At 65.0% G+C, this 17,191-nt stretch carries 19 protein-coding genes and 1 tRNA gene; 3 read left to right on the top strand and 17 right to left on the bottom strand.

Features of this window, described 5'->3' with window-relative positions; translation table 11 throughout:
• Positions 1-3: 3 nt before the first annotated feature.
• The 12 genes from AC1RRP_RS14505 to uvrB all read right to left on the bottom strand — a co-directional run bounded on the left by AC1RRP_RS14505 (position 4) and on the right by uvrB (position 10,496).
• On the bottom strand, positions 4-1,146 hold the full coding sequence (locus AC1RRP_RS14505; RefSeq protein WP_493037342.1) for an efflux RND transporter periplasmic adaptor subunit: 1,143 nt from the start codon (positions 1,144-1,146) through the stop codon (positions 4-6).
• 12 nt (positions 1,147-1,158) lie between these two features.
• Positions 1,159-1,746 carry a TetR/AcrR family transcriptional regulator gene (locus tag AC1RRP_RS14500; RefSeq protein WP_493037340.1) on the bottom strand — a complete coding sequence of 196 codons (588 nt, stop codon included), beginning with the start codon at positions 1,744-1,746 and terminating at the stop codon, positions 1,159-1,161.
• A gap of 154 nt (positions 1,747-1,900) precedes the next feature.
• Positions 1,901-1,975, bottom strand: a tRNA-Val gene (locus AC1RRP_RS14495).
• Positions 1,976-2,044: 69 nt separating this feature from the next.
• Entirely contained in the window at positions 2,045-2,746 is a 702-nt protein-coding gene (gene dnaQ, locus AC1RRP_RS14490; RefSeq protein ID WP_493037338.1) for a DNA polymerase III subunit epsilon, read from the bottom strand.
• A gap of 67 nt (positions 2,747-2,813) precedes the next feature.
• On the bottom strand, positions 2,814-3,152 hold the full coding sequence (gene fdx / locus AC1RRP_RS14485; protein ID WP_493037336.1) for an ISC system 2Fe-2S type ferredoxin: 339 nt from the start codon (positions 3,150-3,152) through the stop codon (positions 2,814-2,816).
• A gap of 23 nt (positions 3,153-3,175) precedes the next feature.
• Positions 3,176-5,032, bottom strand: coding sequence for a Fe-S protein assembly chaperone HscA (gene hscA, locus AC1RRP_RS14480; protein WP_493037334.1), 1,857 nt, complete (start codon positions 5,030-5,032; stop codon positions 3,176-3,178).
• A 30-nt stretch (positions 5,033-5,062) separates the two neighbouring features.
• Positions 5,063-5,590 carry a Fe-S protein assembly co-chaperone HscB gene (gene hscB, locus AC1RRP_RS14475; RefSeq protein ID WP_493037332.1) on the bottom strand — a complete coding sequence of 176 codons (528 nt, stop codon included), beginning with the start codon at positions 5,588-5,590 and terminating at the stop codon, positions 5,063-5,065.
• Positions 5,587-5,910: an iron-sulfur cluster assembly protein IscA gene (iscA, locus tag AC1RRP_RS14470; RefSeq protein ID WP_057676329.1), complete on the bottom strand. Its 324-nt coding sequence runs from the start codon at positions 5,908-5,910 to the stop codon at positions 5,587-5,589. Before iscA ends, hscB begins: the two co-directional genes overlap by 4 nt.
• A 120-nt stretch (positions 5,911-6,030) precedes the next feature.
• A complete protein-coding gene (iscU, locus tag AC1RRP_RS14465) occupies positions 6,031-6,417 on the bottom strand; it encodes a Fe-S cluster assembly scaffold IscU (RefSeq protein ID WP_057676330.1) in 387 nt (128 codons plus the stop codon).
• A 26-nt stretch (positions 6,418-6,443) separates the two neighbouring features.
• Positions 6,444-7,664, bottom strand: a complete 1,221-nt coding sequence (locus AC1RRP_RS14460) for an IscS subfamily cysteine desulfurase (RefSeq protein ID WP_493037329.1) — start codon at positions 7,662-7,664, stop codon at positions 6,444-6,446.
• Positions 7,665-7,721: 57 nt separating this feature from the next.
• Positions 7,722-8,258, bottom strand: a complete 537-nt coding sequence (gene iscR / locus AC1RRP_RS14455) for a Fe-S cluster assembly transcriptional regulator IscR (protein WP_174251995.1) — start codon at positions 8,256-8,258, stop codon at positions 7,722-7,724.
• Between the two features lie 111 nt (positions 8,259-8,369).
• On the bottom strand, positions 8,370-10,496 hold the full coding sequence (uvrB, locus tag AC1RRP_RS14450) for an excinuclease ABC subunit UvrB (protein WP_493037326.1): 2,127 nt from the start codon (positions 10,494-10,496) through the stop codon (positions 8,370-8,372).
• Between the two features lie 139 nt (positions 10,497-10,635).
• On the opposite strand from uvrB, the gene AC1RRP_RS14445 reads away from it, so the two are divergent.
• Complete coding sequence (locus AC1RRP_RS14445; protein ID WP_493037324.1) at positions 10,636-11,832, top strand: amino acid aminotransferase; 1,197 nt, start codon at positions 10,636-10,638, stop codon at positions 11,830-11,832.
• A gap of 68 nt (positions 11,833-11,900) precedes the next feature.
• On the opposite strand, the gene AC1RRP_RS14440 is transcribed toward AC1RRP_RS14445, so the two are convergent.
• From AC1RRP_RS14440 to AC1RRP_RS14425, 4 genes are all read right to left on the bottom strand, one after another.
• Complete coding sequence (locus AC1RRP_RS14440; RefSeq protein ID WP_493037322.1) at positions 11,901-12,629, bottom strand: glutathione S-transferase; 729 nt, start codon at positions 12,627-12,629, stop codon at positions 11,901-11,903.
• 90 nt (positions 12,630-12,719) lie between these two features.
• Positions 12,720-13,082: a hypothetical protein gene (locus AC1RRP_RS14435; RefSeq protein ID WP_493037320.1), complete on the bottom strand. Its 363-nt coding sequence runs from the start codon at positions 13,080-13,082 to the stop codon at positions 12,720-12,722.
• 4 nt (positions 13,083-13,086) lie between these two features.
• Positions 13,087-13,995, bottom strand: a complete 909-nt coding sequence (gene rssA, locus AC1RRP_RS14430; protein ID WP_493037318.1) for a patatin-like phospholipase RssA — start codon at positions 13,993-13,995, stop codon at positions 13,087-13,089.
• A 21-nt stretch (positions 13,996-14,016) separates the two neighbouring features.
• Positions 14,017-14,334: a DUF6172 family protein gene (locus AC1RRP_RS14425; protein WP_493037316.1), complete on the bottom strand. Its 318-nt coding sequence runs from the start codon at positions 14,332-14,334 to the stop codon at positions 14,017-14,019.
• 101 nt (positions 14,335-14,435) lie between these two features.
• Between AC1RRP_RS14425 and AC1RRP_RS14420 the strand changes: the two genes are divergently transcribed.
• Both AC1RRP_RS14420 and AC1RRP_RS14415 read left to right on the top strand, forming a co-directional pair.
• Positions 14,436-15,668, top strand: a complete 1,233-nt coding sequence (locus tag AC1RRP_RS14420; RefSeq protein WP_493037314.1) for a DEAD/DEAH box helicase — start codon at positions 14,436-14,438, stop codon at positions 15,666-15,668.
• Between the two features lie 11 nt (positions 15,669-15,679).
• Positions 15,680-16,420, top strand: a complete 741-nt coding sequence (locus tag AC1RRP_RS14415) for a sulfite exporter TauE/SafE family protein (protein ID WP_493037312.1) — start codon at positions 15,680-15,682, stop codon at positions 16,418-16,420.
• A 1-nt stretch (position 16,421) separates the two neighbouring features.
• Here the strand turns inward: AC1RRP_RS14415 and AC1RRP_RS14410 are convergent, their stop codons facing one another.
• Entirely contained in the window at positions 16,422-17,009 is a 588-nt protein-coding gene (locus AC1RRP_RS14410) for a chalcone isomerase family protein (protein ID WP_493037310.1), read from the bottom strand.
• Positions 17,010-17,191: the final 182 nt, after the last annotated feature.

The raw sequence follows: 17,191 nt of genomic DNA, 5'->3' as shown, positions 1-17,191 counted from the left end.
GTCTTACTTCCCCTGCGTGACGGGCGCGCCCGCGGGCGGTGCCGGCGTCCACGGCACGGGCTTGACGACGCTGCCCGGACGGGCCTTCATATGCCCTTCGACGATCACCTGTTCGCCGCCAGCCAGGCCCCCTGTGATGGTCCAGGTGCTGCCGCTCATGCCGCCGAGCTTGACCGGGCGCGGTGCGACCTTGCCCTCGGCGTCCACGATCAGCACCGCGGCACCGCCGGGAGACAACATGACCGCGCGCTGCGGCAGCGTGATCAGCTTGTCGGCCTGGGCCTGCGCGTAGCGCACGCGCACGAACATGCCGGGCAGCAGTTCCTTCTTCGGGTTCGGGAACTCGGCGCGCAACGAGACGGCGCCCGTGCCCGGATCCACGGCCAGGTCGGAGAACAGCAGCTTGCCGGTGAGCGGATAGACGCTCTCGTCCTCCAGCACCAGCTCCATGCGTGCCTTGGTGGCACTGCGCCAGCGACCGCTCTTGATGGCATCACGCAGGGCCAGCAGTTCGGCGCTGCTCTGCGTGAAGTTCACATAGATCGGATCGATCTGCTCGATGGTGGCCAACTGGGTGGCCTCACCGCGACCGACCAGTGCACCTTCGGTCACCAGGGTGCGGCCGATACGACCCGAGATCGGGGCCGGCACGGTCGTGTTTTCCAGGTCCAGTTCGGCGCGCGACAAGGCGGCCTCGGTCTGGCGCAGCCGCGCTTCGGCCGTATCGAGCTCCTGCTGGCTCACGGCCTTCATCTCGACCAGGGGGCGGTAGCGGTTCACCACGGCGCGCGCCGCGGCGGCATCGGCCTTGGCCGCCTCGTAGCTGGTGCGGTAGGTCCGCGCATCAATCCGGTACAGGGGCGACCCGGCCTTCACGTCCGAGCCTTCGACGAACAGACGCTGCTCGACGATGCCTTCCACGCGGGCCCGCACCTGGGCGGTGCGCCAGGCCTGCAGGCGACCCGGCAGGTCCTTGGTCAGCAGGGCCTCGCCCTGGCGCGCGATCACCACGGCCACTTCAGACGGCGGCGGCGCAGCGCCGGGGCCCGCGGCGGCCGGCTTGGGCGCATCGGATTTGCCGCAGCCGCTGAGGAGCAGGACAACGGCTGTCGAAGCCAGGAGAGAGCGGTAGGCAAATGGTTTCATTCTGGGTTCCCTTCAAGACGCTTGGGCGTTCGGTGCGTACGCCTGTAAAAAACATTCGATGATCTGAGCCGTCCTCGCGGCCTGCTGGGGCGCTGTCGGCGCCATGCCGAAGAGGTGCAGATCGCGCTGCGTGCCGGTCAACATGCTCAGCAGCATGTCGGCTGCAAAATCGACGTCACCCTCGCGCAGTTCGCCACGTGCCATGGCCTCACGCAACAAGCGGGCCAATTCGACCGCAGCGACCTGCCAGGCTTCACACACCGCACGCGCCAGCTCGGGGAAACGCGGCGACTCGGCCACGAGCATGCGGTGCAGGGCCAACCCCTGCTCGCTCATGGTCTTGGTCTGGAAAGACTCGGCAAAACGCAACAAGTCCTGGCGCACCGAACCCGAGCGGGCAACCAAATCGACCAGCAGCTCATCGACCAGCCCGGTCAGCGCCTCGCGAAACAGGCTGTCCTTGCTGCCGTAGTGATGGTAGAGCGTCTGTTTGACGACGCCAGCCCGGCGCGCAATGTCGTCCACGCAGGCGCCATAGCCCTTCTCGCAAAAAATGCTGAGGGCGGCATCGAGAATGCGCGCGCGCGTGTCCGCTGTCATGGTGGCTGGGTTGGGAATCCGGCTTGACGAACATCAAGCCCGGAAGGGACCCGATCATACTAGACTGATGAGTCTAATGCTTGTCGCGGTCGTAAAGTACGGTGAAGCCCGCAAAGCAAAAAGGGCCACGGCATATGCGTGACCCTTTGCAAGATGGTGGGCGATACATGGATCGAACATGTGACCCCTGCAGTGTGAATGCAGTGCTCTACCGCTGAGCTAATCGCCCTGAATTCGTGCTGAAAGCGCGTGTGTCTTCAGGAAAACAGGGATTATGCCACAAGTTGTGTGGCGCATTTCAGACCTGCAGACGCCAGACCGTCTTGCCGCCACTGGCCTTGTCGAGCTGGACCAACAGATCCTCGTGCGCCGAGAGCTCCTGCTCGGATGCTGTCAGCACCGGCAATTCAAAGCGGCTCAGATCCACCCGTTCGAAACTTCCGGTCGTGCCGGAGGTTTCAGCCACGTCGATCAGCAGCGCGTCCTGGCCCCGGGTGAGGTTGATGTAGACATCGGCCAGCAGTTCGGCGTCCAGCAGCGCGCCGTGCAGGGTGCGCCCGGAGTTGTCCACACCGAGACGGTCGCACAAGGCGTCCAGGGAGTTGCGTTTGCCCGGGTACATCTCCTTGGCCATGGCCAGGGTGTCGGTCACGCTGGCGACAAACTCGGCAAAGCGCGGCTTGCCGATGAGTTCCAGTTCCTTGTTGAGGAAACCGACGTCAAAGGCCGCGTTGTGGATGATGATCTCGGCGCCCTGCAGATAGGCCAGGATCTCCTCGGCCACTTCGGCGAACCTGGGTTTGTCGCGCAGGAATTCGTTGCTGATGCCGTGCACACGCAGGGCGTCCTCGTGGCTGTCGCGCCCGGGGTTCAGGTAGAAGTGCAGGTTGTTGCCGGTGAGCTTGCGGTTGAGCAGCTCCACACAGCCTATTTCAATGATACGGTCGCCGCCGTCGGCGGACAGGCCCGTGGTTTCCGTGTCGAGAAAGATCTGGCGCATGGGTCAGATCATAGCGGCCCCGAAGCCCCAAACAGCCCTGAATGGGGGCTGTCGAAAGACACGATGCTCAGTGGTTTTCCTTGGCATGGTTGATCGAGTACTTGGGTATCTCGACTTCCACGTCCTGCTGCGCCAGGATGGCCTGGCAGCTCAGGCGCGACTGGGGCTCCAGGCCCCAGGCACGGTCCAGCAGGTCTTCTTCATTCTCGTCAGGCTCGTTGAGCGAGTTGTAGCCCTTGCGCACGATGACGTGGCAGGTCGTGCAGGCGCAACTCATGTCGCAGGCGTGCTCGATGCTGATGTGGTTGTCCAGCATGGCCTCGCAGATCGAGGTGCCGGCAGGCGCCTTGATCTCGGCGCCCTGCGGGCAGTACTCTGGATGGGGCAGGATCTTGATGACGGGCATGCGGATTCTCGAAAAAATTTGTCTCAGACGGCGGCGATGTTCTTGCCAGCCAGCGCCTGCTGGATGCCACGGTTCATGCGCATGGCGGCGAAGGCTTCAGTCCCCTTGGCCAGGGTTTCGGTGGCGGCGTCGATGACAGCCGCCTCGTCCTGCGTACGCACGTTCTCCAACGCCGCCATCAAGCCGTCGAGGGCATTGCGCTCTTCGGCCGACAGCAGGTCACCGTCGGTCGCCAGCGCCGTGCGCGTGGCCATCAGCATGCGATCGGCCTCGACCCGGGCCTCCACCAGCGCGCGGGCGCGCATGTCTTCCTGCGCGGTGCTGAAACTTTCCTGCAGCATCCTGGCAATCTGCTCATCGCCGAGACCATAGGACGGTTTGACGGTGATGCTGGCCTCCACGCCGCTGGCCTGCTCGCGCGCGCCGACCTGCAGCAGGCCGTCGGCGTCGATGGTGAAGGTCACGCGGATGCGTGCCGCGCCGGCCGCCATGGGCGGGATGCCGCGCAGTTCGAACCTCGCCAGGCTGCGACAGTCGGCCACCAGATCGCGTTCGCCCTGCACCACGTGCAGGGCCAGGGCGGTCTGGCCATCCTTGTAGGTGGTGAAGTCCTGCGCCATGGCGGTGGGGATGGTCTGGTTGCGCGGCACGATGCGCTCCACCAGCCCGCCCATGGTCTCCAGCCCCAAGGACAGAGGGATCACGTCCAGCAGCAGCAGGTCGCCGCTGGGGTTGTTGCCGGCCAGCTGGTTGGCCTGGATGGCGGCGCCCAGTGCCACCACCTCGTCCGGGTTCAAATTGGTCAGCGGCGCGCGGCCGAAGAACTCGCCCACCGTGCGGCGGATCACCGGCATGCGGGTGGAACCGCCCACCATGACCACGCCCTGAACTTCGTCCACGGCGAGCCTGGCGTCGCGCAGCACCTTGCGCACGGCCGTCATGGTGCGTGCCGTCAATGCGGCGGTGCAGGCCTCGAACTGGTCACGGTTCAGGGACAGGTCCACCGCACCGCTGGACAGCTCCAGCTCGGCCGTGACGATCTCCTCGTCCGACAGGGCTTCCTTGGCCTGGCGCGCCTCGGCCATGATGCGGGCCTGGTCTTCGGGGGTGTCGGCGGTGAGTTCCGCTTCCTTCAACATCCACTCGGCCAGGGCACGGTCGTAGTCGTCGCCGCCCAGGGCCGAGTCGCCGCCGGTGGCGATCACCTCGAACACGCCCTTGGAGAGGCGCAGGATGGAAATGTCGAAGGTGCCGCCGCCCAGGTCGTAGACCGCGTAAATGCCTTCGCTGGCATTGTCCAGGCCGTAGGCAATGGCGGCGGCCGTGGGCTCGTTGATCAGGCGCAGCACGTTCAGACCGGCCAGTTGGGCCGCGTCCTTGGTGGCCTGGCGCTGCGCGTCGTCGAAATAGGCCGGCACCGTGATGACGGCACCATACAGGTCATCGTTGAAGGTGTCTTCGGCGCGATAACGCAGCGTGGCCAGGATCTCGGCACTGACTTCCACCGGCGTCTTCTCGCCGTCTATGGTGCGCACGCGCACCATGCCGGGCGCATCCACCAGCGCATAGGGCAGCTTGCCGGGCTGACTCACATCGGCCAGGCCACGCCCCATCAGGCGTTTGACCGAGGCGATGGTGTTGCCCGGATCGTTGATCTGCTGTACCAGCGCCTCATGGCCGATCTGCCGGCCGCCTTGCGGCAGGTAACGCACCACCGAGGGCAGGATCACGCGCCCCTGGGCGTCGGGCAGACACTCGGCCACGCCGTTGCGCACGGCGGCCACCAGGGAATGGGTGGTGCCCAGGTCAATGCCCACCGCGATGCGCCGCTGGTGCGGGTCGGGTGCCTGGCCGGGTTCGGAAATCTGCAGGAGTGCCATCGTTGTTCTATTGAGGTTCAGGGCGAATTGTCACCCGAGCCGGCTTTCCATCTTGTCGTAACGGGCTTCGATGTCACGGGCAAAGCGCTCGATGAACATCAGCGCCCTCACCTGCGCGACGGCGCCGGTGTAATCCCTGGCCTGGTCCAGCAGCTGCTCGCAGCGCTGCAGCAAACCCTTGCGACTGCGGCCGACCTCGTCATTCAGTGCATCGAGCGCCGGGATGTCCTGGGCATCGTCCAGCGCCTCGCGCCATTCCATCTGCTGCACCAGGAACTCGGCCGGCATGGCCGTATTGTTCTCGGCATTCACCGGCGCGCCGTGCAGTTCGCAGAGGTAGGCAGCCCGTCGCAGCGGGTCCTTCAGACGCTGGTAGGCCTCGTTGATGCGCACCGACCACTGCATGGCCACACGCTGGGCCGCTGCCCCCTGCGCGGCAAACTTGTCCGGATGGGCCTCGCGCTGCAGGTCTTTCCACCGCGCGTCGATGGCAGCGCGGTCCTGGGTGAACTGCTGCGGCAGGCCGAAGAGTTCGAAGTCGTCGGACTGGAGATTCACACCCGGAACGATTCACCACAACCGCAACGATCCCGCTCGTTCGGGTTGTTGAAACGGAAACCCTCGTTCAGGCCCTCGCGCACATAGTCGAGCTGGGTGCCATCGATGTAGGACAGGCTCTTGGGATCGATCAGCACCTTGACGCCATGGTCTTCGAAGACGATGTCTTCCGAGGCGATCTCGTCCACGTACTCCAGCTTGTAGGCCAGGCCCGAGCAGCCGGTGGTCTTGACACCCAGGCGCACGCCCACACCCTTGCCGCGTTTGGAAAGGTAGCGGGTCACATGCCGGGCTGCGGCTTCGGTCAGGGAAACTGCCATTTCAATCTCTCGTTTTCATCATCCACACCTCAAACCCAGGGCACCCGTGGAACCGGCTTGGCCGGGCCACCGGGTGCGCCCCCTTGAGGGGGAGGCGCCGCAGGCGCCTCGGGGGTGGGCTTAGTGCGCGTGCTTCTTGCGGTAGTCGTCCACTGCAGCCTTGATGGCATCTTCAGCCAGGATGGAGCAGTGGATCTTGACCGGCGGCAGCGCCAGCTCTTCGGCGATCTCGCTGTTCTTCAGCGCAGCGGCCTGGTCCAGGGTCTTGCCCTTGACCCACTCGGTCACCAGCGAGCTGGAAGCAATGGCCGAACCGCAGCCGTAGGTCTTGAAGCGCGCGTCCTCGATGACACCGGTGCTCGGGTTCACCTTGATCTGCAGCTTCATCACGTCACCGCAGGCGGGCGCGCCCACCATGCCAGTGCCTACCGTGTCATCGCCCTTGTCGAAGGAGCCGACGTTGCGCGGGTTTTCGTAGTGATCAACGACTTTTTCAGAATACGCCATGGTCTTGCCTCTTTAATCAGTCAATCTCAATGAGCGGCCCATTGGATGGTGCTCAGGTCCACGCCGTCCTGGAACATCTCCCACAGGGGGCTGAGCTCGCGCAGCTTGGCCACGTTGTGCTTGATGGTCGTGATGGCGTAATCGATTTCCTCTTCCGTCGTGAAACGGCCGATGGTCATGCGCAGGCTGCTGTGGGCCAGCTCGTCGCTGCGGCCCAGGGCGCGCAGCACATAACTGGGCTCCAGACTGGCTGAAGTGCAGGCCGAACCGCTGGATACCGCCAGGCCCTTGATGCCCATGATCAGCGACTCGCCTTCGACGAAGTTGAAGCTCATGTTCAGGTTCTGCGGCACGCGCTTTTCAAGGCTGCCGTTCACGTAGACCTGTTCGATGTCCTTGAGACCGTCGAGCAGGCGCTGCTGCAGCTTGCGGGCCTTGGCCAGGTCCTGGGCCATCTCGGCCTTGGCAATGCGGAAGGCCTCGCCCATGCCGACGCACTGGTGGGTGGGCAAGGTGCCCGAACGCATGCCACGCTCATGGCCTCCACCGTGGATCTGCGCCTCGATGCGCACGCGCGGCTTGCGGCGCACATAGAGCGCGCCGATGCCCTTGGGTCCGTAGGTCTTGTGGGCCGTCATGCTCATCAGGTCGATGGGCAGCTTGTTCATGTCGATATCGACCCGGCCCGTAGCCTGCGCCGCATCCACATGCAGCAGGATGCCCTTTTCACGGCAGAACGCGCCGATGGCAGGGATGTCCTGGATCACGCCGATCTCGTTGTTCACGAAGAGGATGCTGATCAGGATGGTGTCGGGTCGGACGGCGGCCTTCAGCGCATCCAGATTTACCAGCCCGTCTTCCTGCACGTCCAGATAGGTCACATCGAAACCCTGGCGCTCCAGCTCACGCATGGTGTCCAGCACCGCCTTGTGCTCGGTCTTGAGGGTGATGAGGTGCTTGCCCTTACCCTTGTAGAACTGGGCCGCGCCCTTGAGGGCCAGGTTGATGGATTCGGTGGCACCGGAAGTCCAGACGATCTCGCGCGGGTCGGCGCCAATCAGGTCGGCCACCTGCGTACGCGCCTTCTCCACGGCCTCCTCGGCTTCCCAGCCCCAGGCATGGCTGCGCGAAGCCGGGTTGCCGAAGTGCTCGCGCAACCAGGGAATCATGGCATCGACCACACGTGGGTCGCAAGGTGTGGTGGCACCGTAATCCATGTAAATGGGAAAGTGGGGCGTCATGTCCATACAGCTCTAGAAAAACGAACAGTCGAATGAAAGTGAAGTGGCGCAGGCACGGCCGTATCAGGACTTGGAAAAGGCGTTGCCCAGCGCAAACACCGAATTGGGGGCGTTCACACGCACCGGCTTGACCACCGGAGCGCTGGAAATGGCCCGCTTGACCATGGGCTTGTCTTCGATGGTGATGCCCTTGGCCAGCTGGTCGTCGACCAGCTTCTGCAGGGTGACCGAGTCCAGGAACTCGACCATGCGGGTGTTCAGGGAGGCCCAGAGTTCGTGCGTCATGCAACGGCCGCCGTCGCCCAGGCAGTTTTCCTTGCCGCCGCACTGGGTGGCGTCGATGGGTTCGTCCACCGACAGGATGATGTCGGCCACGGTGATCTCGGCCGCCTTGCGCGCCAGCGTGTAGCCGCCGCCCGGACCGCGGGTGGATTCAACCAGTTCGTGACGACGCAGCTTGCCGAAGAGCTGCTCCAGGTAGGACAGGGAAATCTGCTGCCGCTGGCTGATGGCGGCCAGGGTCACAGGGCCGTTGCTCTGGCGCAGGGCCAGATCAATCATGGCGGTGACCGCAAAGCGGCCTTTGGTCGTGAGGCGCATGGCAAGCTCCTATTCCGAGTAATGGACTCAAGTTTACCAAAAACCCCAGCTGCGCGCTCGGGATAGCGGCAATGCAGCGCAAGTGCTTGTCAGCAAAGGGATTTCTCCAGCCTAGCGGGAAGCCGGCAAGCCGTCCGGGTGGTCCGGGACGGCCGCCCCGAAGGCCCGGGCCTTGAGCAAACCCAGCTGGTCGCGCACCCGGCCAGCCAACTCGAACTCCAGGTTGCGGGCGTGTTCCAGCATCAGCTTTTCCAGCCGCTTGATCTCGCGCGCAATGTCCTTCTCGCTCATTTCCTCCACCTGGGCGCGGGCCATGGCCTCCTGTTCCAGGCGTTCGGCCTCGCGGCCGGCCTTCTCGCTATAGACGCCGTCGATCAGGTCACGCACCTGCTTGACGATGGCGCGCGGCGTGATGCCATGCGCCGTGTTGTGCGTCACCTGCTTGGCCCGGCGGCGTTCGGTTTCACCGATGGCGCGCGACATGGAGTCGGTGATGCGATCCGCATAAAGGATGGCCCGGCCGTTCAGATTGCGCGCCGCGCGGCCTATGGTCTGGATCAGGGAGCGCTCGGACCGCAGGAAACCCTCCTTGTCGGCGTCCAGGATGGCCACCAGCGAGACCTCGGGGATGTCCAGGCCTTCGCGCAGCAGGTTGATGCCCACCAACACGTCGAAAGCCCCCAGGCGCAGGTCGCGCAGGATCTCTACCCGCTCGACCGTGTCTACGTCGCTGTGCAGGTAACGCACCTTGACACCGTTGTCGGTCAGGTAGTCGGTCAGCTGCTCGGCCATGCGTTTGGTCAGGGTGGTGATCAGCACCCGTTCGTGCTTCTCCACACGGACGCGGATTTCCTGCAGCACATCGTCCACCTGATGGGTGGCCGGGCGGACCTCCACCTGCGGGTCGACCAGGCCGGTGGGGCGCACCAGTTGCTCCACCACCTGACCGGTGTGCTCGTTTTCCCAGTTGCCCGGGGTAGCCGAGACAAACACCGCCTGGCGCATCTTGGTCTCGAACTCCTCGAACTTCAGCGGCCGGTTGTCCAGTGCGCTGGGCAGGCGGAAACCGTATTCGACCAGTGTGGTCTTGCGCGCGCGGTCGCCGTTGTACATGCCGCCGAACTGGCCGATCAGCACGTGGCTCTCGTCCAGGAACATGAGCGCGTCCTTCGGCAAATAGTCGGTCAGCGTGGGCGGCGGTTCACCCGGGGCGGCACCGGAGAGATGACGTGTGTAGTTCTCGATGCCCTTGCAGTGGCCCACCTCGCTCAGCATTTCCAGGTCGAAGCGCGTGCGCTGCTCCAGGCGCTGGGCTTCCACCAGCTTGCCCATGCCCACCAATTCCTTGAGGCGGTCGGCCAGCTCGACCTTGATGGTCTCCACGGCGTTGAGCACCTGCTCGCGCGGGGTCACGTAATGACTGCTGGGGTAGACCGTGAAGCGCGGGATCTTCTGGCGGATGCGGCCGGTCAGCGGGTCGAAGAGCTGCAGGCTCTCGATCTCATCGTCAAACAATTCGATGCGCAGGGCCAGTTCGCTGTGCTCGGCCGGGAACACGTCGATGGTGTCTCCGCGCACGCGGAACTTGCCGCGCCCGAAGTCCATGTCGTTGCGCTGGTACTGCATGCGCACCAGCTGGGCGATCACGTCGCGCTGCCCCATCTTGTCGCCGGCGCGCAGGGTCATCACCATCTGGTGGTAGGCCTCGGGCTTGCCTATGCCGTAGATGGCCGAGACCGTGGCCACGATGACCACGTCGCGCCGCTCCAGCAGGCTCTTGGTGCAGGACAGGCGCATCTGCTCGATGTGCTCGTTAATCGCGCTGTCCTTCTCGATGAACAGGTCGCGCTGCGGCACATAGGCCTCGGGCTGGTAGTAGTCGTAGTAGCTGACGAAGTACTCCACCGCGTTCCTGGGGAAGAACTCGCGGAACTCGCTGTAAAGCTGGGCCGCCAGCGTCTTGTTGGGCGCGAACACGATGGCAGGCCGCCCCATGCGGGCGATCACATTGGCCATGGTGTAGGTCTTGCCCGACCCCGTCACCCCCAGCAGGGTCTGGTAAACCTCGCCGTTTTCCACCCCTTCCACCAGCTGGTTGATGGCCTCGGGCTGGTCGCCCGCCGGCGGATAGGGTTGGTAGAGCTCGAAGGGCGAGCCGGGGTAGCTGACGAAACGGCCTTCGGCGGGGCTGTCAGCGGCATTGGCCTCGGGCGCGGGGACTGCTGATACGTCTTGCATGTCGACCTGATAGGGACGGTTTCCGGAGCCCGTTAAAATTAGGGCTAACCCGAAAGAATACGCCATTCCGGTGCCGGGCGCAGCCCGCCATCGGACTGGCATGAATCCACCAACTTCACTACTTTTGCTAGGAACCGACATGTCCATGTTCTCCGCCGTCGAAATGGCACCGCGCGACCCCATCCTGGGTCTGAACGAGCAGTTCAACGCCGACACCAACCCCAAGAAGGTCAACCTGGGCGTGGGCGTGTATTTCGACGACAACGGCAAGCTGCCCCTGCTGCAGTGCGTGCAGGCTGCTGAAAAGGCCATGATGGACAAACCCACGGCCCGCGGTTACCTGCCCATCGATGGCATTGCCGCCTATGACGCCGCCGTCAAGAGCCTGGTCTTCGGCGCCGACAGCGAGCCCGTCAAGAGCGGCCGCGTCGCCACCATCCAGGGCATCGGCGGCACCGGCGGCCTGAAGATCGGCGCCGACTTCCTCAAGAAACTCAACCCCGGCGCCAAGGTGCTGATCTCCGACCCGAGCTGGGAAAACCACCGCGCCTTGTTCACCAGCGCCGGCTTCACGGTCGAGAGCTACCGCTATTACGACGCCGCCAAGCGCGGTGTCGATTTCGCCGGCATGCTGGCCGACATCCAGGCCGCCCCGGCCGGCACCATCGTGCTGCTGCACGCCTGCTGCCACAACCCCACCGGCTACGACATCACCGCCGCCCAGTGGGACCAGGTGATCGCCGCCATCAAGGCCAAGGGCCTGGTGTCTTTCCTGGACATGGCCTACCAGGGCTTCGGCAACGGCATCCAGGAAGACGGTGCCGTGATCGGCAAGTTCGTGGCCGCCGGCCTGGACTTCTTCGTCTCCACCAGCTTCTCCAAGAGCTTCAGCCTCTACGGCGAGCGCGTGGGGGCCCTGAGCGTGCTGTGCGCGAGCAAGGAAGAAGCCGACCGCGTGCTCTCCCAGCTCAAGATCGTGATCCGCACCAACTACAGCAACCCGCCCACCCATGGCGGCGCCGTGGTGGCCGCCGTGCTGGGCAACCCCGAGCTGCGCGCCCTCTGGGAAAAGGAACTGGGCGAGATGCGCGTGCGCATCAAGGCCATGCGCCAGAAGCTGGTCGACGGCCTCAAGGCCGCCGGCGTCAAGCAGGACATGAGCTTCATCACCAGCCAGATCGGCATGTTCAGCTACTCGGGCCTGTCCAAGGACCAGATGGTGCGCCTGCGCAGCGAGTTCGGCATCTATGGCACCGACACCGGCCGCATGTGCGTGGCCGCGCTCAACAGCAAGAACATCGACTACGTCTGCCAGGCGATTGCCAAGGTGGTGTAAGTCAATTCGGTCCGCAGAAAAAAGCCGCCTTCGGGCGGCTTTTTCTTGCCTGCGAGTTGAAACAGGGCTCAGCCATCGAGTTCAGGGTAGCGTCGGAAGATGCCGTCCTCGTTGAATGGAATGCGCCGTTCGCTGCGCAAGTACACCGAGACGCGACGATGCCGGGCCACGCGGTCTCGCAACGCCAGCACCAGCGGCGTCTTCTTCAGGGCTCGCCGGGTTGCCTTGGGGAAGGCGTAAAGCAGGCCCTCCACCAACTGGAACAGCGACAGGTCCGCATAGCTCAGTCGCGCACCCACCAGATGCTGGTTGCCCTTGGGGTTACGCGCCAGGATGGCCTCAAACCAGCCCAGAAATTTCGGGATGCGCTGGCTGCGGAACGCCTGGGCGGCTCGCAAGGCCTCGGGCTTCTGCTCCTCGTAATACAGCCCCGTACCGACCGGGTGGTGCGTGTTGTGGGCCTGGTCCACGGCATCTGCGATGGTGAGCTGGATCTGATGGGTCCACAGGCGGTCCGCTTCGCCTGCCCCAACCAGCTTGAGCCGCGGGCCCAGGTACAACAGGATGGCAGCGGTCTGTCCGATGACGTGTTTGCCGTCCACCAGCACGGGACAGGCCAAAGGCGGTCGTACGACGAATCCGTCGTTCAGATAGTGGAGCAAGGCCGGTACACCCTGGCCCGCTGACTCAGCGCCACGCGCCACATCGACATAGGGCACGCCAGCAGCCTCAAGCGCAAGACGGACAAATTCCCCGCGCCCCTGGATGCCGGGCCAATAATGGAGTTCGTAGGACATGACCTTGTTGAATGGGCCAGAAGACAGCCATTTTGTACGCTGCACAGACCGTGGACAACCCGACCAGGCGCCGCGTCGCGAAGATTTGCATCAAACGCCAAAGCGCAGCCTGAACGCCTGGCAAAACTGTTCGCTGCCACTGAGCACCAGCGTCACCGTGTACCGCGGGGGGCCGGCCGAACCCGGCTGGCTGCTGAAGCGCCGCATCACCTCGTCGTAGGCCAGGGTCTCCGGCACCGTCCACTCCCGCTGCGCTTCCAGCAGGTAGTCCCACTCACCACCCTCCTCCAGCGGCGCGCGCTGATCGGGAAAGGTGGCATGGGCCCAGTCCAGCACCCGCGCAATCTCGGCCTGCAGGACGCTCAGGCGGTCCGCGGGGACCGAGGCCATGGCCTCGAACGTGCCGTGGCCGTGCCCGTCTTCGCTGTAGTCGAAGTCCAGGTACTGCAGCATCGTCTCAACCCAGCAAATCCCGGATATGCGGCAGCGCGAACTCGGCCGCGCGCTCGCCTTCGGCGATGGTGCCGGCCGCCAGGTGGTAGTCCATGGCGGCCACCTCGTTGAGCCGGGGGCGAATCACCACGTCGGCCGGCTCGCCGGCCAGGCGGCTTTGCGTGATGCGCATTTGCATGATGTTCAGGCTGGTGGTCAGCACGTCCAGCATGGAGGGCATGGGCGGTCCGTTGTCGTGGCCATTGGCCCCCTTGGCCGGTCGCAAGCGGGTGAGGATGGCCTGCAGCATCCCGCCCTGCTGGGCTTCCTCGGCCTCGGCCTCGCGCGCATGGCTGGCCACGCGGCTGTGGTGCAGCATGATGTCCCAGTTCAGATCCACGGCGATGACGATGTCCGCCCCCATGGCACGGCACAGCGAGACGGGTACCGGATTGACCAGGCCACCATCGACGAGCAGGCGCCCTTCATGCTGCGCCGGGGTGAACAGGCCCGGCAGGGCAATGGACGCGCGCACCGCGTCGATCACCGGTCCCTCGCGCAGCCAGACCTCGCGGCCGGTATACAGCTCGGTGGCCACGCAGGCATAGGCCTTGCGCAGGCCGGCGATGCCCTGGTCCTCGTAGCGACTACGGAAGAAGTCCAGCAGCTTGCCGCCCTCGATCAGGCCGCCGCCCATCTTGAAGTCCATGAGCCCGAGCACGGACTTCCAGGTCAGGCTTTTGACCCAGGGCTCCAGGCGGTCGATCTCTCCGGCCGCATAGACCGCCCCCACCAGCGCGCCGATGGAGGTGCCGCAGACGATGTCGGGCGAGATGCCGGCGCGCTCCAGCGCACGGATGACGCCGATATGCGACCAGCCGCGCGCCGAGCCGCTGCCCAGGGCCAGGCCGATGCGCGGGGGCTTCTTGCTCATGCTCACGCTACCGGCCATTCCTCAGTCGTCCTGATCCTCTGGCCCACTGCCCGCCGGGCGGGCCTTGCGGTGGCCGTTCTTGGCCAGTACTTCCACATACACCGCCGTGGCACCGTCCTTGGAGGCGGCGTCAATCTGCTCGATGAGGTTGCCGAAGTGGACGGGCGCGGCCGTGTCCGCACTGAGGCCGAACTTGCAGTCGAAGTCCCAGAAATCGACGCCCTCCGGCAGCGCCACGCGCCGCTGCCGTTTGACGTATTTGCGGATGTCGTGCTTGACGGCGTCGAGCACGCGGTCAGGGTGTTTGCCCTCGATAAGGAGCGGATAGGTTTTGCGCACGATGGGCCTTGGTAAATTTCGCGAGGGGCTTGATTATCGTCGTCCCACGCCTGTGCTGGCAGCGGAGCGCTTAAACTGGGTGCCCTTTCCCGAGTTTGCTCATGCCATTTTCCTCCCTGGGCTTGTCGCCCGCCCTGCTGCGGGCGCTCAGCGCCCGGGCCTACGCCGCCCCCACGCCCATCCAGGCCGCGGCCATTCCGGCCGCGCTGCAGGGCCGCGACGTGCTGGGCTCGGCGCAGACCGGCTCGGGTAAGACCGTCGCCTTTGCTCTGCCGCTGCTGCAACAGCTGGCGCAGGTTCCGGCTGAGAAACCCCGGCGCGCCCGTGCGCTGGTACTCGTGCCCACGCGCGAACTGGCTGCCCAGGTCGGCGAGGAGTTCCGTAGCCTGGCCCAGCACCTGGACGCGCCGCTCAAGGTGAGCGTGGTGTTTGGCGGCGTGTCCATCAACCCGCAGATGATGGGACTGCGCGGCGGCACCGACATCGTGGTGGCCACCCCCGGCCGCCTGCTGGACCTGCTGGACCACAACGCGCTCACGCTGGCCAACGTGCGGGCCCTGGTGCTCGATGAGGCCGACCGCCTGCTGGACCTGGGTTTTGCCGAGGAGCTGGAGCGCATCCTGTCGCTGCTGCCCGCCCGGCACCAGAACCTCTTTTTCTCGGCCACCTTCCCGCCAGCTGTACAGGCCTTGGCGCAGACCCTGCTGCAGGACCCGCTGCGCATCGACGTTCTGCCGACACCACAGGACCGGCCCGATATCCTTCAGCGTGCCATCGCCGTCGATGCAGCCCGGCGCACCCAGTTGCTGCGCCAGCTGATCACCCAGGAAAAATGGAGCCGGGTCCTGGTGTTCGTGGCCACCAAACACGCGGCCGAGATCGTGGCCGACAAGCTGCGCAAGGCCGACATCGATGCCGAGCCCTTCCACGGCGAGCTGAGCCAGGGCAAGCGCACGCAGGTGCTGGCCGACTTCAAGGCCGAACGGCTGACCGCGGTGGTGGCCACCGACGTCGCGGCGCGCGGGCTGGACATCATGCAACTGCCGGTGGTCGTCAATTACGACCTGCCACGATCGCCCAGTGACTACACCCACCGCATCGGCCGCACCGGGCGTGCCGGTGAAAGCGGGCTGGCCGTGAGCTTCGTCAGCGCGAGCACCGAGGCACATTTCCGACTGATCGAAAAACGCCAGGGCCTCCAGTTGCCGCGTGAAAGCATCCCCGGGTTCGAGCCGACGGAAGCGCCCGCGCCAGCCGCCGCCGGCACGGGCGGTGTCAAGGGCAAGCGACCGAGCAAGAAAGACAAGCTACGCGCCGCCGCACGCGGCGACTGAGCGGCCCGACCATGCCGGACCTCCTGACCCTGCTCTTTGCCGAACCGGTGATCGCCGTGGCCTACGTGGTCTTCGGCCTGGTGGGCTTTGGCTCCACCCTGGTCAGCGCACCGCTGCTGGCGCACCTGTTGCCCGTCTCGACCGTGGTGCCCACACTGGCGCTGACGGACATGGTGGCGTCCTGGTCCAACGGCTGGCGCCTGAGTGAACACGTGGCTCGGCGCGAACTCTGGCGCCTGGTGCCGGCCTTGCTGGCCGGCAGTGCGCTGGGCGCCTGGCTGCTCTTCACCCTGCCAGCCACGCTGCTGATGCCGGCGCTGGCTGCCTTCGTGGTGCTGTACGCGCTCAACGGCCTGCGGCCCAAGGTGGCCCCGACCACACCGCTGTCGCCGCGCTGGGCCTGGTGGTACGGCGGCGTGGGCGGCGTGTTCAGTGCGCTGTTCGGTGCGGGCGGCTGGGTCTACTCGCTCTACCTGCTGCGCCGCCTGGACGATGTGCAGCAGATCCGCGCCACGCAGACGGCCGTCTTGATGTTCAGTTCGCTAGTGCGTGTGGCGCTGTTCCTGCTCGCCGGCCGCCTGCTGGACCCCGAACTGCTGTGGCTGGTGCTGTACCTGCTGCCGGCCGTTGCACTGGGCCTTTACATCGGCCACCATATCAGCCTTCGGCTGGACAAGCGGCGCTTCCTGCTGGTGCTGCACGGCGTGCTGCTGCTCACCGGCAGCAGCCTGCTGCTGCGCTCGCTGTTCTGATTCAACGACTGTCTGATTGGCCCAGCAGGGCGTCCTTCAAGGTCCAGTCGGCCGGATCCTGGCCCAGCCAGATGCGCAGCAAGGCGCCATAGAACTCGGGCTCGGGAAAAGGTTCGCCGACCGGAACACCACGGATGGTGATGATCGTCCCTTTGCCCGGCACCCAGTCCATGTTGATGACCTCGCCGATCTTCATCTTGCGGGCTTCGTAGAAGACCTGGCTCATGCGCATCACGCTGCCGACAATGCGCGTGTACTCTTCATTCGGTGTGTTGGACTTGATGCCCTTGATGAACAGCCGGCCCAGTTCCTCGGACGCGATCTCGCGCACAAAGGTCAGCGTCAGGCGTTTGGGCCCGGGAACCGCCAGGGCCTCGGGCAGGGTGCCCGCCTTCTTGCCAAGGTACAGACCGGCCGTATAGACCTTGAACACGGCCTTGTAGCGTGTGCCTGCGCCATTGAGCTGCAGCTTCGCGCCAGCGAGTTCAATGTTTTCCTCGTATTTCACGCCCTCCACTTCACGGGCCTGGGCTTGCAGTGCCAGCAGGCCGAGGGTGCACAGAAACAGCGCTTTCAGAATTCGGTTCATTTCTTGCTCTGGTTTTTTTGGGGGAATAAGGGCATTGTCACTGCCTTACAGAGGCTTACAAACGGGCCTATGCAAGCGATTGCCTGGTACTGCGCCCCAGAGGTAGAGGAACATGATGAAAGCGATGAATCCGTGCGCAGGGCCAGGCGCAAATCCTCGCCATAGCCTTCGCTATGGCGAGG

It is taken from the genome of Hylemonella sp. GW821-FHT12C09 (genome assembly GCF_058807395.1).
This window is presented reverse-complemented; position numbering and strand designations above follow the sequence as displayed.